At 65.6% G+C, this 14,791-nt stretch carries 11 protein-coding genes; 3 read left to right on the top strand and 8 right to left on the bottom strand.

Going from position 1 to position 14,791, the window contains the following annotated elements; all coding sequences use genetic code 11:
• Window positions 1-5: 5 nt before the first annotated feature.
• A complete protein-coding gene (locus AC1VV3_RS25680) occupies window positions 6-1,895 on the bottom strand; it encodes a hydantoinase B/oxoprolinase family protein (protein ID WP_482963269.1) in 1,890 nt (629 codons plus the stop codon).
• A gap of 13 nt (window positions 1,896-1,908) precedes the next feature.
• Window positions 1,909-3,957 (bottom strand): hydantoinase/oxoprolinase family protein, encoded by a 2,049-nt coding sequence (locus tag AC1VV3_RS25685; protein ID WP_465128452.1) that lies wholly within the window; start codon window positions 3,955-3,957, stop codon window positions 1,909-1,911.
• Window positions 3,958-4,137: 180 nt separating this feature from the next.
• On the opposite strand from AC1VV3_RS25685, the gene AC1VV3_RS25690 reads away from it, so the two are divergent.
• From AC1VV3_RS25690 to AC1VV3_RS25700, 3 genes are all read left to right on the top strand, one after another.
• The gene (locus AC1VV3_RS25690) at window positions 4,138-5,643 is read left to right on the top strand and encodes an aldehyde dehydrogenase family protein (protein ID WP_482963270.1); all 1,506 of its coding nucleotides are present in this window, start codon (window positions 4,138-4,140) and stop codon (window positions 5,641-5,643) included.
• A 202-nt stretch (window positions 5,644-5,845) separates the two neighbouring features.
• The gene (locus AC1VV3_RS25695; RefSeq protein WP_465128450.1) at window positions 5,846-7,063 is read left to right on the top strand and encodes an FAD-dependent oxidoreductase; all 1,218 of its coding nucleotides are present in this window, start codon (window positions 5,846-5,848) and stop codon (window positions 7,061-7,063) included.
• Window positions 7,064-7,108: 45 nt separating this feature from the next.
• A complete protein-coding gene (locus AC1VV3_RS25700) occupies window positions 7,109-7,852 on the top strand; it encodes a maleate cis-trans isomerase family protein (RefSeq protein WP_482963271.1) in 744 nt (247 codons plus the stop codon).
• Between the two features lie 86 nt (window positions 7,853-7,938).
• On the opposite strand, the gene AC1VV3_RS25705 is transcribed toward AC1VV3_RS25700, so the two are convergent.
• From AC1VV3_RS25705 to AC1VV3_RS25730, 6 genes are read right to left on the bottom strand one after another with little or no spacing between them, the layout of a single operon-like run.
• Window positions 7,939-9,138 (bottom strand): CaiB/BaiF CoA transferase family protein, encoded by a 1,200-nt coding sequence (locus AC1VV3_RS25705; protein ID WP_482963272.1) that lies wholly within the window; start codon window positions 9,136-9,138, stop codon window positions 7,939-7,941.
• Window positions 9,135-10,055 (bottom strand): hydroxymethylglutaryl-CoA lyase, encoded by a 921-nt coding sequence (locus AC1VV3_RS25710; RefSeq protein WP_482963273.1) that lies wholly within the window; start codon window positions 10,053-10,055, stop codon window positions 9,135-9,137. The genes AC1VV3_RS25705 and AC1VV3_RS25710 overlap by 4 nt, the downstream gene beginning before the upstream one ends.
• Complete coding sequence (leuD, locus tag AC1VV3_RS25715; RefSeq protein ID WP_465128446.1) at window positions 10,052-10,657, bottom strand: 3-isopropylmalate dehydratase small subunit; 606 nt, start codon at window positions 10,655-10,657, stop codon at window positions 10,052-10,054. Before leuD ends, AC1VV3_RS25710 begins: the two co-directional genes overlap by 4 nt.
• Window positions 10,654-12,021 (bottom strand): 3-isopropylmalate dehydratase large subunit, encoded by a 1,368-nt coding sequence (locus AC1VV3_RS25720; protein WP_482963274.1) that lies wholly within the window; start codon window positions 12,019-12,021, stop codon window positions 10,654-10,656. The genes leuD and AC1VV3_RS25720 overlap by 4 nt, the downstream gene beginning before the upstream one ends.
• 28 nt (window positions 12,022-12,049) lie before the next feature.
• Complete coding sequence (locus AC1VV3_RS25725) at window positions 12,050-13,072, bottom strand: zinc-binding dehydrogenase (protein ID WP_465128444.1); 1,023 nt, start codon at window positions 13,070-13,072, stop codon at window positions 12,050-12,052.
• Window positions 13,069-14,706 carry an FAD-binding oxidoreductase gene (locus AC1VV3_RS25730; RefSeq protein ID WP_482963275.1) on the bottom strand — a complete coding sequence of 546 codons (1,638 nt, stop codon included), beginning with the start codon at window positions 14,704-14,706 and terminating at the stop codon, window positions 13,069-13,071. Before AC1VV3_RS25730 ends, AC1VV3_RS25725 begins: the two co-directional genes overlap by 4 nt.
• Window positions 14,707-14,791 lie beyond the last annotated feature (85 nt).

The raw sequence follows: 14,791 nt of genomic DNA on the forward strand, positions 1-14,791 counted from the left end.
TCTGTTTATTCGGCGGCTTCGGCGAGCGCTTCGGCGGGCATATGCGCCCATTGCGGCGGGGTGGGCGCGGGCAGGCCGGTTTCGGCAAGGCAGTTGGCGCGCAGTGTCTCGATGTCGGGGCCGAAGTTGAACACGCCAATTTCTCCGCGGGCCTTGCGCATTTCGGCGCGCATGGCCTGTGTGGCGGCTTCGTCGACTGCCCCGTCTACCAGCACCACGCCGTAGTCCTTCGCGCCTTGCACGGTGACGAGGCCCTGCTTCAGTTCCTTGGCCAGCAGTGCGGGATCGCGGTCGAGCGGATCGCCCCAGCCGCCGCCGCCCCAAGTGATGAACTGAAGCTCGTCACCCGCCTCGACCGGATAGTCTTCCAGCTTGTTGCCGACCACGATCTGCGTGCCGTCCGCCTTGGTGAGAATCTTGCGCGCCCGCTTGCCTGGAAGGCCGCCGTTGACGCCCCAGGGCGGCACGAACCAGCGGTCGTCATGGATGGCGATCACGCCCGCTTCGAGGAAGCGGTAGACCATGTTGATGCCGTTGCCGCCGCGATGCAGTCCGGCGCCGCCCGAATCCGCTACCGTTTCGTACTTGACGATCTCCAGCGGGAAATAGCGTTCCAGGAACTCGTTAGGGACGTTGGTGAAGCCGGGGAAGAGCGAATGTCCGTCCGGTCCATCGCCGAGCGGGCGGCCGGGGATGCCGCCAAAGCCAATCTGGAAGAGCTGGAACCACTTACCGGCTTTGTCATGGCCGGCATAGAACAGGTGCGGGCTCGACGAGAAGCCGGCGGCGTTCAGGAACTCCGGTGTCTTCTGGCCGAGCAGGCCGCCCAGGATGTCGAACAGACGGCCCAGCACGTGGGTGCGGCCCGAAAGCGCGGCCGGGAACTTCGGCTTGAGCAGCGAGCCTTCCGGGATGCGCACGTCGATCAGGTCGTAATACCCGTCATTGAAGAGGATCTGGGGATCGAAGATCATGATCATGTAGATGCCGAAGAACATGCGCATCATGTTCTCGTTCAGCAGCATGTTGATCGAGGCTTTGGACTGCGGATCGGTGCCGTCGAAATCGAGCACGACGCGGCCGTTTTCGCGCCACATGGTGCACTTGATTCGGTACGGGCCATAGCCCATGCCATCGTCGCAGATGTAGTCCTCGAACGTGACCTTTTCCTCGCCGATGGAGGTTTCGATCAGGTGCTTCATCGCGCGGTGGTTGCGTTCGAGAAGCATGTCGGTGGCAGAGACGAACACATCGTCGCCGAAACGCTCGACCATCTCCACCACGCGGTGTGCAGCAACGCGGCACGAGGCGATCAGGGCGTTGAGGTCCGCCTTGCACCAGTCCGGCGTGCGGGACTGATGCATGACGAGCTTGATCAGGTCCTCGTTGTACTCACCGCGCTTCCAGATCTTGACGGGCGGGATGCGTACGCCTTCCTGGAAGATTTCGGTGGCGTGGATCGGCATCGAGCCGGGGACCATGCCGCCGATGTCGCTCTGGTGACCGAACATCGAGGTATAGGCGATCAGACGTCCGTCCTTGAACACCGGCAGCAGCACCAGCCAGTCGTTGGAATGGCTGATGGCGCCGCCCACCGAATAGGGGTCTGACAGGAAGATCAGGTCGCCGTCCTCGACGGTGCCGTCGAAGCCTTCGAGGAACGGGCCGATATAGCTGCCGAACTGCCCGACGATCATGCGGCCCTGGTGGTCGGCGATCAGCGGGAAGGCGTCTCCCTGTTCGCGGATGCCCGGCGACATGGCGGTGCGCACGAGCGTAGCGTCCATCTCGATGCGGGCATTGCGCAGGGCGTTCTCGATGATGTCGAGCGTTACCGGATCGACGGGTACAGTCTGGAACGGGGCCTCGTTGGCCTGGATGATACGTGCGGACATGTTGGTTTCCCCCTCAGGCGAGGTTGATGAGGATGTTGCCGGCGTGATCGACGGTGCCGACGCAGTCGGCCTCGATCAGCGTGGTCGAGTCCATCTCGGTGACCACGGCGGGTCCGGGGATCACGTCTCCGGCGCGCAGTTTCGCGCGGTCGTAGATGACGGCGGCCTGCATTTCGGTACCGGTCCACAATTCGTGGTCGCGGATCTTGGCGCGGATCGGATCGCCGTCGCCTTGCTCCAGCGGCGGCGAGGGCAGTTCGAGCGCCGGGCCCATGGCAACGGCGCGCAAGTTCACCAGTTCATGGGCGCTATCCATGTTGAAAGTGAATAGGCGCAAGTGCTCGGCATCGAAACGGGCCGTGACGCCGGCAAGACCGTCGACCTTGAGCGTTTCCGGGTCGATCGAGAGCGGCACTTCGAAGGCCTGGCCTTCATAGCGCACGTCGAGTTCGAACTGGCTGGTGATGTCCGCATCGGCGATGCCTTCGGCGGCGAGTTCCGCGCGGGTCTGGGCAGCCATTTCGTCCAGCAGGGCAAGCACATCGCCCTCACTGGTGTCCGCCACGCGCTGCGAGAACGAACGCGCCGTCTCGGTGCGCATGCGGGTGGTGGCGTCCCCGAGTGCGCAGAGCACGCCCGGCGAAACCGGCGAGACCGCAGGCCACGATCCCATGAGTCGCGCGACCGCGTTGACGTGGAGCGGCCCGGCGCCGCCGAAACCCATCACCGCGAAATCGCGCGGATCGTAGCCCTGCTGCACTGAAATCATGCGCAGCGCGCCGAACATGTTCTCGTTGACGATGTCAATGATGCCACGCGCGGCTTCCATCAGGCCGATGCCGAGCGCGTCGGCAATGGTCTGGACCGCCGCCTTGGCGCCTTCGCGGTCGAGCTTGAAGGTGCCGCCGAGGAGGTTCTCCGGCAGGTAGCCGAGCACGACATTGGCGTCGGTGACGGTGGGCAGAGTGCCGCCCTTGCCGTAAGCGACGGGGCCCGGCACGGCGCCTGCCGACTGCGGGCCGACGCGCAGGGCCTTGGTCAGTTCGGGCACGTAGGCGATCGAACCGCCGCCCGCGCCGACCGTCTTCACGTCCAGCGCCGAGGCGCGGACCGAGAGGTGGCCGACTTCGGTGGTGCGCTGGCGGCGAGCTTCGAGATTCTCGATCAGCGCAACGTCCGTGGATGTGCCACCGACGTCTAGCGTCAGGATGTTCTTGATGCCGGCATTGCGACCGACCCAGATCGCCCCGGTCACACCGCCGGCCGGACCCGACATCAGCAGCGAGACGGGGTGTTCTTCCGACTTTTCGGAACTCATGAGCCCCCCATCGGAGCGCAGCAGTGAGAGCGAACCCGCCATGCCGGCGCCGCGCAGGGAAGCGCGCAAGTTGCGGACGTACTTGCCCACGACCGGGCGTACCGCCGCATTGGCGACCGTGGTGAGGGTGCGTTCGTATTCCTGCATTTCGGGCAGGACCAGATGGCTGAGGGAGATCGGCACTTCAGGCATGATCTCTGCGGCCAGCTCGGCCACGCGGAGTTCGTGGCCGCCGTTGAGATAGGCGTTGATGAGCGCGACGGTCAGCGCCTCGACACCCGCGTCCTTGAGTGCTTCGAGTGCGGCGCGGATCTCGCCCTCGTCGATGGCGGCGGTTTCCTCGCCGCGGGCGTTCATGCGGCCCTTGATCTCGAACGTGTCTTCCAGCGCGGCCAGCGGCTCGGGCTTGGGCCAGACGATCCAGCCGGCCAGGCCGCCGGGAACGAAGGAACGCGCGATCTGCATGACCTGCCGGTAACCGTCGGTGGTGATGAGGCCGACGCGCGCGCCCTTGCCTTCGAGCACGGCATTGGTGGCGACCGTGGTGCCGTGGAGGAAGAACTCGACGTCGGACGGTGCGATGCCACCCTTCTCGCAGACTGCGGTGACCCCGTTGAGGATGCCTTCGGAACTGTCATGCGGGGTCGAGGGCGTCTTGTGACGCCAGAACTCGCCGTTGTCCTGGTTGAAAAGAAGCAGATCGGTGAACGTCCCTCCGACGTCCACACCCAGGCGATAGGTCATGCTGTCCCCGATCGTTGGTGCGCGGCGGGAGTCGCCGCTGGTTCTGTCTCCGTGCCTATCGGAGCGAGGGCCCATGGCTGTGGTTTCGGGCAGAGTTATCCGCCAAGCGAATTTTTGGGGTGGCGAGGGGCCGCCGCGCCGTCCACCACATTAAGAAAGGTCGCAACAAAGGAGACAACCATGCCACTCGACTTCAGCACGCTTCGCCCCGGCACGAAGGAGTTCCTCGCACGACGCGCGAGCGGGCAGGGGCTGCTGATCGGCGGAGAGTGGGGCGCGGCTGCGGAGGGCGGTACATTCGCCACGCTCGATCCGGCGACCGGTAGTGAGCTGGGGCAAGTCGCCCGCGCGGGCGCGGCCGACGTCGATGCCGCCGTTTCTGCTGCCCGCGCCGCGCTGGCGGGGTGGAGCGCGACCGTTCCGGTCGAGCGCGCGCGCATTCTCTGGAAAATAGCAGAACTGATCGAGGCGAATATCGACGATCTGGCGGAGTTGGAAACGCTTGATCAGGGCAAGCCGCTGTTCGTCGGGCGCTGGGCGGAGATCCCCGGCGCCGTAAACCAGTTCCGCTTCTTCGCGGGCCAGGCCATGGCGATCGAGGGCAGCACGCTGGAAAGCTCGATCAACTACCAACCCCAGGGCAAGCAGATGCGCACCTGGACCGTGCGCGAGCCGGTCGGTGTGGTGGCGGCCATCGTGCCGTGGAATTCACCCTTGGTACTAACCGCGATGAAGCTGGCGCCGGCGCTGGCAGCGGGCTGCGCGGTGGTGCTCAAGCCCGCCGAAGACACCTCGCTCACGGCTCTGCGCCTCGCCGAGCTGATGGTGGAGGCAGGCGTTCCCGCGGGCGTCATCAACATCGTCACCGGGCTTGGCGGGGAAACCGGCGCGGCGTTGGCCTCGCATCCCGGAGTGGACAAGATCGCCTTCACCGGATCCACCGCCACGGGCCGCGCGGTGCTCGATGCCGCCAAGACCAATTTCAAGCGCGTCACGTTGGAACTGGGCGGCAAGTCGCCTTCTATCGTCATGCCCGACGCCGACCTGTCTCTGGCAATACCGGGCGTGGCCAATGCGATCTACTTCAACGGCGGCCAGGTGTGCATCGCGGGATCGCGGCTCTATGTTCACCGCTCGGTCCACGACCAGGTGGTCGAAGGCGTGGCGGAGTATGCCAAGGGCTTGAAGCTCGGCCACGGCCTTGCCGCCGATACGCAGATGGGCCCGGTGGTCTCGTTGCGCCATGCCGAGCGGGTTGAAGGTTTCCTCCAGCGCGCGCGGGCCGAGGGGGCAACGATGCTCGCGGGCGGCGAACGCACCGGCGAGGCGGGGACTTTCATCACGCCCACCGTGGTCGTCGACGTAAAGCCCGGCATGGAGATCGTGCGCGAGGAAGTGTTCGGCCCGGTGCTTGTCGCGCAGGCGTTCGACGATGTCGAGGAAGTGATCGCCGCCGCCAACGACAGCGAATACGGCCTTGCCGCCAGCGTCTGGACGGAGGGGCTATCCAATGCCCACCGCATGTCGAGCGCGATCAAGGCGGGCACGGTGTGGATCAACTGCCACGCCATGTACGATGCCACGCTGGCGATCGGCGGCGTCAAGCAGTCGGGCTGGGGCCGCGACAGCGGGCGGCAGGCGCTGGAGAATTACCTCGAATGGAAGACCGTCTGCGCGGTCGTCTGAGCCGAGGTTTTCGTTGTATGGAGGGGGAGGGGCGCGCCGTTAGGCGCGCCCCTTTTCGTTGTGCTGCGGCGCTATGCCCGGCCTGTTGCTCGCCATCCGATCATTCCTCCCCGAACCTCGGATAGTTCGGCGACTTGGCCGATTGCTTCCCACCAATGGGTCCATAGCCGAAACCTGCAACAGGAAATGGAGTCTGCTCGATATGACGGCAGTTGAACGGTGTCAGGTAGCAATCGCGGGGGCGGGGCCGGTCGGAACGGTTCTGGCGACGCTGCTGGCCCAGGCAGGCATCGACGTCGTGGTGCTGGAGGTCGGAAGCGACTGCGCGCAGGACTTGCGCGCCTCGACGTTCCATCCTCCGACGCTGGAAATGCTCGATCAGATCGGAATTACGCCGATGCTGCTGGAAAAGGGACTCAAGGCACCTGTCTACCACTGGCGCGATCGGCATTCGGGCGAAGTGATCGACTTCGATCTTGCCGAAATCGGCGACGTGACGCGCTATCCCTTCCGCATCCAGTGCGAGCAGTATCACCTCTCGCGGGCGCTCGCTTCGGGTCTGGAAAAGCTGGGCAATGCCGATGTGCGCTTCGGCAGCCGGCTGCTGACGTTCGAAGAAGACGCAAGCGGCGTTGACCTCGCCATCGAAACCATGACCGGAATCGATCGCCTGCGCTGTGACTACCTGATCGGTGCCGATGGCGCGAATTCGATCGTGCGCAAATGGCTGGGTGTCGAATTCGACGGATTTACTTATCCCGAACGTTTCCTCTGTCTTTCGACCGCCTTCGACATTGGCCAGCACCTGCCGAACCTGGCCTGGGTCAACTACGTGTCCGATCCCGAGGAGTGGCTGGTGCTGTTGCGGGTGCCCACGCTCTGGCGGGTCCTGGTGCCGACCGACGGTTCGCTTAGCGATGAGGAACTGCGTTCGGACGCGATGAAGGATGCGATCTTCAGCCGCCTCGTCGGCGATGGATCGATGGTGGAGACGCAGCACCGCACGCTTTACCGTGTCCACCAGCGCGTCGCCCAGTCGTTCCGGCAGGGCCGCGTGATGCTGGCGGGGGATGCGGCGCATCTCAACAACCCGCTGGGAGGTTTCGGCATGAACTCGGGCGTGCATGACGCCTTCAACCTGTTCGAGAAGCTCCTGCCGATACTTAACGGCAAGAAGACGGGCGGGGCGGCCGACGAGAACCTGGCGCTCTACGATCGTCAACGCCGTGAAGTGACGCATAGTTTCACGCAGATGCAGACCAAGGAAAACATGGCGATGATCCGCGGCGGGCAGGATGAGGCGCACCAACGCCGCCGCGAGGCCATGCTTGCGATCAAGCAGGACGATACGCGCCGTCGCGCCTACATGCTGCGTCAGGCGATGTACGAGAGCCTGTCGCAGGCGGCGGCGATCGGCTGAAATATATCCCGGCACCGTAATTGGTCCGCAACAGGAGTATTCGCAATGGGAGACGTTCTTGGTTGGCGCAAGCTGCTGGGTGTCATCGCCCCCTCCACCAACACCGTGGTCCAGCCCGACATGGAGCGGATGCGTCCGGAAGGCGTGACCAACCATTTCTCGCGCATCTATGTGGAGGACCCCCTGGCGCTCTCGAACGAGGATTTCATCGCCGGGACCACGGCGATCGCCGAGAACACGCTGGATGCGGTGCGCTCGGTCATGACGTGTCGTCCGGACTACCTCGTGCTCGGCATGTCGGCGATCACCTTCTACGGCGGCGTCGAGGGTAGCCGGAAATGGAAGAAGCAGGTCGAGGATCTGGCCGGCATCGGTGCCTCCACGGGCGCGGAATCGGTGGCGGCAGCGCTCGATGCCTATGGTGCCAGCTCGGTGAGCTTCGTCTCTCCCTATTACCCGGTTGCCAATGCCGAAGTGCGCAACTTTCTGGAGGAATCGGGCTTCACCGTGAAGCGCGACGTGCCGCTGGAATGCCGGCGCTGGACCGATATCGCCAAGGTCGGTACGGATAGCCTGCGCGAAGTGATCGCTGAGTTGGACGGTGACGACGTCGATGCCATCGTCCAGGTCGGCACCAATCTCTCGATGGTGGACCTGGCTGCCGAATACGAGGCGAAGCTGGGCAAACCGGTGATCGCGATCAACACCGCGACGTACTGGCACGCGCTGCGCGCGCAAGGTATCACGGACAAGATCGAGGGCATGGGACGACTGCTCGCCGAGTTTTGATTTTCACACATTGGGCTGGACGAAAAAAAGAGGGGCGGATCGCAGGATCCGCCCCTCTTTTCCAAGGAGCGAGCGAAGCGGGGCGTTCAATCCGCGCCGACCGCGCCTTGTGCGACAAGGGTGTCGATCCGCTCCGACGGATAGCCCAGGGCCGCCAGCACCGCGCGGCTGTCGGCACCGGGGGTGGGAAGCGTGACCGGGGCGCCGGGGCGAAGGCCGCCCATCTGAAGCGGTATTGTCGGCAGGCGGGTTTGCTCGCCGGTGTCGAGCACGACCGGTTCCAGCCCGCCTTCGGCAAGCTGAGGATCGTCGAACATGTCCTCCGGCCGGGCGATCGGCGCGAACGGCAGGCCGGTGCCTTCCAGCTTCGCCACGATCTCGTCCCGCGTCATTGAGGCGATGAGTTGGCGGACTTGCGGCAGGATGCGGTCGCGGGCGAGGACGCGCTGGTTGTTGGAGCGCAGGCTCTCGTCGGCCCAGAGCTCGTGCAGTTCGAACAACGCGCAGAACTTCTCCCAGAGCACGTCGCTGACCACGCCGATGAAGACGGGTTCGTCGCGGGTCTCGAACACGTCGTAGATCGCCCAGGCCGAGATGCGCGCGGGCATCGGCGCGGCGGCCTTCCCGGTGACGGCGAACTGCGCCATGTGCTGGCCAACGAGGTAGATCGTCGTCTCGAACAGGCTGGCGACGACCTTCTGGCCGCGCCCGGTGCGGTGGCGTTCTTCCAGCGCGGCTAGGATGCCGATCACGCCGAACATGCCGCCGGTCACATCGATTACGCTGGAGCCCGCGCGCAATGGGCGTCCCGGCGGGCCGGTCATATAGGCAAGGCCGCCCATCATCTGCGCCACTTCGTCCAGCGCCGTGCGCTGTTCGTAGGGGCCGGGCAGAAAGCCTTTTTCCGAGCAGTAGATCAGTCGCGGATTGACCTTCGCCAGTTGTTCGTAGGACAGGCCGAGCCGGTCGAGCGCGCCGGGGCGGAAGTTCTCGATCAGCACATCGGCGCCCTCGGCGAGGTCGCGGGCGACCTGCAGACCTTCCACCGACTTGAGGTCGAGGCAAATCGACTGCTTGCCCCGGTTGTACATTGGGAAATAGCCTGAGCCTGAGCCCAAGAGGCGCCGCGTCTGGTCGCCGCCGATAGGCTCTATCCGCACCACTTCGGCACCGAGCCCGGCGAGGATGTGACCCACGGCGGGGCCCATGACCATATGCGTGAACTCGACGACGCGGATTCCGGCCAAAGGCTGCGGGACCACGGGTTGTGCCACGTTCTCGCTCATCGGGCGATCCTTTCGTTGTAGTCGAGCATCGGCCCGGCATCGGGGGTGAAGCCGTAGAGCGGTTCGCCGGGCAGGGCCGCGACCAGAATCTGGCGTACTTCCAGCAGGCGTTCGAGGTCGATGCCGGTATCGAGCCCCATCGCATTGAGCATGAGCACGAGATCCTCGGTCACGAGATTGCCCGAGGCACCCGGCGCGGCGGGGCAGCCGCCGAGTCCGCCAAGCGAGGCATCGAGCGTGGTGATGCCCTCCTCCAGCCCGGCCAGCGCATTGGCGAGGCCGAGCCCGCGCGTGTTGTGGAGGTGGAGCGTGGTCAGCATGTCGGCGCCGACCGCCTCCTTGACCTTACGGACGAGCCGTTTGACCTGTGCGGGATCAGCATAGCCGGTGGTGTCGGAAAGGCTGAACTCCTGCGCGCCCGCTTCGGCGGCCGCAAGGGCGAGACGCACCACGGTATCCTCAGGCACCGCGCCCTCGATGGTGCATCCGAATGCTGTGGCAAGGCCGACGGCGAAGTGCACGCCCGCCGCCTTGGCGATCCCGGCGGCTTCCGTGATTTCCGCCAGCATCGCCGGATGGTCCTTGCGCACGTTGCGGATCGAATGGGTCTCGCTCATCGAAAGGGGGATCGACATGGCGTGGACGCCGGCATCGACGGCGCGCTGCGCGCCCTTGGCATTGGGCACGAGGGCGACGACATTGAGTCCCTCTATCCCGCGCGCGAAGCGGACCAGTTCGGCAGTGTCGGCCATCTGCGGCAGGAGGCTAGGCGGCACGAAGCTGCCCACCTCGATCTCGCGCACCCCGGCGGCGGCTTCAGCGGTAATCCAGGCCTTCTTGGCCTCCAGCGGCATCATCGCCTTGATCGACTGCAACCCGTCGCGCGGGCCGACTTCGGAAACGAGGATCTGCGTCATTGTGTCTTTCCGAGGTAGACCCAGGGCCTTGCTGACCGGTCGGAGGAGGTCCAGTCCTCGATCTGCGGCAGGGCCTTGAGCGTGAGGTCAATGGCGTCGAGCCCTTCGAGCAGCATCTCTCGCGGCTCGGGCTCCATTTCGAAGCGGTAGAGAGCATCGCCGCAGCGCACGTCCTGTGCGGCGAGGTCCACCGTTACGACCTGCCACGCCAGCGCGGCCACGACCTGCGGCGGCAAGGCGATCGGCAGCACGCCATTGCGGATGCAATTGGCGCGGAAGATCGGCGCGAAGCTCTCGGCGATCACGCAGCGGATGCCATATTCGGCGAGCGCCCAAACGGCGTGTTCGCGGCTCGATCCGCAGCCGAAGTTGGCTCCGCCGAGCAGGATCCGGGCGCCCTGCGCTTCGGGACGATTGAGCGGAAATTCCGGATCGGGCGTGCGCGCGGCGGCGTCCAGATAGCGCCAAGGAGCGAACAGCCCGTCTGCCAGCCCGGTTCGCCCGGTCGTCTTCATCTCGCGGCTCGGGATGATCGCGTCGGTATCAACATTGTCGCGCAGCAGCGCCGCTGCGCGCGAGATGAGGACAGTGAAAGGGGTCACTTCGCGATCTCCCGAGGATCGGCGATCGCGCCGGCGATCGCACTGGCGATTACGGTTTCGGGGCTCGCGAGATGCGTGCGGATGCCCGGGCCCTGCCGTCCCTCAAAGTTGCGATTGGTGCTGCTGATCGTTCGGCTGCCCTCGGGAAAGCGCTCGCCGCCGGCAAAGAAGCATAAGGAACAGCCGCTCTCGCGCCATTCGAACCCCGCCGCCGTGAATACCGCGTCGAGCCCCTCGGCCTCGGCGGCGCGCTTAACCGCCGAGCTGCCGGGCACGACCATGGCCTTGCGGATCGACGGCGCGACATGGCGCCCTTTGACCATCGCGGCGGCGCGGCGCAGGTCCGAGAGGCGGGCATTGGTACAGGACCCTATGAAGGCCACGTCGATGGGCGTGCCCAACAGGCGGGCGCCGGCATCTAGGCCGATATAGTCGTGCGCGCGCGTCGGTCCTTGCGGTACGCTGCCGCCGATCGGCATCGCATGTTCGGGACTCGTGCCCCAGCTCACCATCGGCGAAAGCGCCGAGGCGTCGATGACGATCTCGCGGTCGAAGCGGGCGCCTTCGTCGGTGCGCAGCTCATGCCAGTAAGGATCTTCGAAACCCTCCGGCGCATAGCGGCGGTCTGCGAGATATTCGAAAGTCTTCGCGTCCGGTGCGACGATACCGGTCATGGCCGCGAATTCGGTGGCCATGTTGCACAAGGTCATCCGCGCCTCGATATCGAGCGCGCGCACTGCCTCGCCCGCAAACTCCACGACATGGCCCGCGCCGCCGCCCGCGCCGTGAGCGGCGATCAGCGCCAGCGCCATGTCCTTGGCGGTAACGCCGGGCGACAGGGTGCCGGTATAAGAGACGCGCATCGTTGCGGGACGGTCCATCCGCAGAACGCCGGTGGCCATGGCATGTTCGGCCTCGCTCGACCCGATCCCCCACGCCCACGCTCCCAGCGCGCCTTGCGTGCAGGTATGGCTGTCGGGCGCGACGAGGGTGACGCCGGGCAGGACGATGCCGAGTTCCGGCGAAATCACATGCGTGATGCCCTGGTCGCGATCGTTCACGTCGAACAGGGTGATCCCGGCGGCCCTTGCAGCCGCGCGGGTCTCGGTAATGAAGGCCGATCCACCTTCCATCAAGGTGCCGTCGCCGCGCCCGGGCCGAGTATCGACGATATGGTCCATCACGGCGAAGACGCGCGCCGGATCGCGCACGGGCCGATTGGCCTGTGCCATCGATCTGAGCGCGGCCGCCCCGGTGCGTTCGTGGAGGAACACGCGGTCGATCGCGATCAGCGAGGCGCCGGTCGCGGTGCCAGCGACGCGGTGCGCCTCCCATATCTTTTCGAAGAGTGTCTTTTCTGTCATCTCTCATCCTACCCGGGCTAGCGCCAGTTCAGGCGCTCTGCTGGGTGGCAAGATCGACCACGACCTTGCCCATGGAGCCGCCGGAAAGCAGGCGCTCCACGGCTCCGAAAACGCCCTCGATGCCCAAGTTGGGCTGGTCGTCGAAATGCACTCTCAGCCTGCCCTCGGCGTAAAGCGCGAAGAGCCTTTGGCGCGCCTCGGCCCAGTGGTGTGTGAGCAGCCCGTTCATGAAACCGCGCACCGAGGCTCCTTTGTAGTAGATGGCATGGGCGATGCGTGGGCCGGTGACGACCTCGGGGCGGCCTTCCAGGTCAGAGGCCGCGCCGCCGACCACCAGACGGCCGTGGTTGGCGAGATGAGCGAGGAAGGCATCGAAGATCGCTCCGCTCACGGTGTCCACCGCCACGTCGAGCCCGCCGGGATACTCGGCTGCGAGCACTGCAGCGACATCCTCCGACTTGTAGTCGATCACCCGCTCAGCCCCCAGAGAGGCGACGAAATCGCATTTGGCCTTGCCGCCCGCGACGCCGATCACGCGCGCGCTCTTGAGCACGGCCAGCTGGACGAGCAGGTGGCCGAGGCCGCCTGCGGCCGCCGAAATGGCAATGGTCTCGCCCGCTTTCAGTTCGCCGATTTTCTCCAGCGCAACAAGAGCGGAAACGCCGGTGGAGGCCAGTGCCAAGTATTCCCGCGTCGGCGCCGGGGCCTTGGCGAACTGGCTGGCGGCGCCGACATTGGCCTCGCGGTATCCGCCGGTGAAGCGCACGGTAACCGCCGCGTCGCCGGGCAAGAAATCGGTTACGCCCACGCCCACTGCTTCCACGATTCCGATCGCCTCGACGCCGGTGAAGGTGGGCAGGGCGACCTTTACGTAATCTACCGCGTTGCGGGCGATCTGGGTGTCGAAGATGCCGTTGACGCCGCAATGCAGGTTGCGCACGCGGATCTCGTCCGGGCCGGGCGCGGCAAGCGGCAGTTCCACGATCTCGCTGCCCCCGCGGAACGAAGACGCGACGCGTTCGAGGCGGATGGCGCGGTAGGTTTCGCTCATTGCGCGATCTTTCCCTGCGGGAAGCCAAGCCCGCCCGGATTGAACAGGCCCTTGGGGTCCATTACGTTCTTCACCGCGTCCAGCACGTCGAGGAAGGCGGGATCGCGCGTCTCGCGGTAGGGGTAGGCGCGGCCGATCTGGAAATGGGCAGTGCCGTACTTCTTGCAGATCGCTTTCACCTGCTCGCGCGCTTCCGCGACGAGGGCGGTCGCCTCTGGCGCAGAGCCAAGCTGCTTCAGGCGCTTTAGATGCTCGGGCTCAACCATGGATTTGTGGACCGGGCGATAGCCTTCGGGCCAGAAGAACACCGGCTCGATGACGATGGCATTGGTGGAGAGCGAGGAAAACAGGAAGCCGTTGTGAATGCCCAGCGTATCGAAGCGCGCCTTCATGGTATCGAAGTAGGCGCGGATTTCGCCGAACATGGCGGGCGCGGTGGACAGCGAGGCTTGCCCGTGGACCGGTACCCAGCTTTCGCCTTCGGGGCCGAGGATCGAGTTCGGCGCCGGGAAAGGCATGGCGCGGATCACCTTGGCGATGGAGTTCTCCACCTCGGTGCCGCCGAAGCGCTTGGCGATCTCACGGGCGGCGGCGATGTCGGCCGCCACGGATTCCTTGCAGCGGCCTTCCGCGGTGATGTGCAGTGGATAGTCATCCTCGGGGATGAAGTCGCGCCCGCCCATGGCGATTTTCGCGGCGGCCAGGAGGCCCTTGCCGAGCGATTTCTCCTTGGCGACGACTTTGCTCAGCGTCTTCACGTCGCTGGCAAGCGACATGCGGCGCATACGGACCTTGGTGAGACCGGGGTCGAAGCCGCAGCTTTCCGAGGCGATCCCGGCGCGGGTCATTTCCGCCAGCGCCTCGATCATGACCTTGCCGTCAGGGAACGAGAAGGAGACCGAATCCTCGAACCGGGGCGCGCGGATGAGGCGGAAGGTGACTTCGGCCTTGAGCCCAAGCGTGCCGGAATCGCCGCAGAACAGGCCTGCAAGATCGGGCCCGAAGTGGCGGTAATGCGGGGTGTCGCCGTCAGGTCCGCGCGCGCCGGTGCGCAAGGTGCGTCCATCGGCGAGCACCATGGTCACCGCAATCACGCTCTCGCTGGAGGTGCCATGATGCCCGGCGCCGAACATCGCATTGAGCTGAGAAAGACCGCCGCCGATGGTGGAGTAGATGCCTGACATCGGCCCCCAGAACGGCGTACGCAGGCCTAGCGGTTGCAGCGCGGCGTTGAGCGAGCGCCAGGTGCAGCCGCACTGGACGGTGACGGTCATGTCCTCCGGGCTGATCTTGAGCACCTTGTCCATGCGGGTTGTGTCGATGGTCACGGTGTCGTCAGTGACGGGCAGGTAGCTTTCGGTATAGCTCATGCCCGCGCCGCGCGGGGCAATGGCTACGCCGGCCGCATTGGCAGCCTCGACGACGGCAGCAAGTTCAGTGGTGGTTGCCGGGGCTACCGCCAGCATCGCGACGTGATCGGCACGGGTCCAGACGTCTTCGCTGAACAGGCGCAGGCGGGCCTCGTCGTCGCTCACGTTTTCAGGCCCGACGATAGCCGCGAAAGCAGCGCGAAGGTCGGCCGGGCAGGGGCTGATGGAGGTCGGGGTCTGTTTGGAGGCAGGTTTGGCGGACATGGTCTCGTTCCCGGACACTGGAAGCCGTGATATGGCTTGTTGTTAGGTCAATTGTCCGGACGGGTCGGCCTTGCTCGCCTGTCGG

The sequence above is a fragment of the Novosphingobium sp. BL-S-34 genome, from assembly GCF_056857015.1.

Excerpts from the sequence above, each read along its gene's own strand:
- AC1VV3_RS25680 (WP_482963269.1), bottom strand. The coding sequence starts at position 1,895 with ATGTCCGCACGTATCATCCAGGCCAACGAGGCCCCGTTCCAGACTGTA.
- AC1VV3_RS25700 (WP_482963271.1), top strand. The coding sequence starts at position 7,109 with ATGGGAGACGTTCTTGGTTGGCGCAAGCTGCTGGGTGTCATCGCCCCC.
- AC1VV3_RS25695 (WP_465128450.1), top strand. The coding sequence starts at position 5,846 with ATGACGGCAGTTGAACGGTGTCAGGTAGCAATCGCGGGGGCGGGGCCG.
- AC1VV3_RS25725 (WP_465128444.1), bottom strand. The coding sequence starts at position 13,072 with ATGAGCGAAACCTACCGCGCCATCCGCCTCGAACGCGTCGCGTCTTCG.
- AC1VV3_RS25730 (WP_482963275.1), bottom strand. The coding sequence starts at position 14,706 with ATGTCCGCCAAACCTGCCTCCAAACAGACCCCGACCTCCATCAGCCCC.
- AC1VV3_RS25710 (WP_482963273.1), bottom strand. The coding sequence starts at position 10,055 with ATGACGCAGATCCTCGTTTCCGAAGTCGGCCCGCGCGACGGGTTGCAG.
- AC1VV3_RS25720 (WP_482963274.1), bottom strand. The coding sequence starts at position 12,021 with ATGACAGAAAAGACACTCTTCGAAAAGATATGGGAGGCGCACCGCGTC.
- AC1VV3_RS25685 (WP_465128452.1), bottom strand. The coding sequence starts at position 3,957 with ATGACCTATCGCCTGGGTGTGGACGTCGGAGGGACGTTCACCGATCTG.
- AC1VV3_RS25705 (WP_482963272.1), bottom strand. The coding sequence starts at position 9,138 with ATGAGCGAGAACGTGGCACAACCCGTGGTCCCGCAGCCTTTGGCCGGA.
- AC1VV3_RS25690 (WP_482963270.1), top strand. The coding sequence starts at position 4,138 with ATGCCACTCGACTTCAGCACGCTTCGCCCCGGCACGAAGGAGTTCCTC.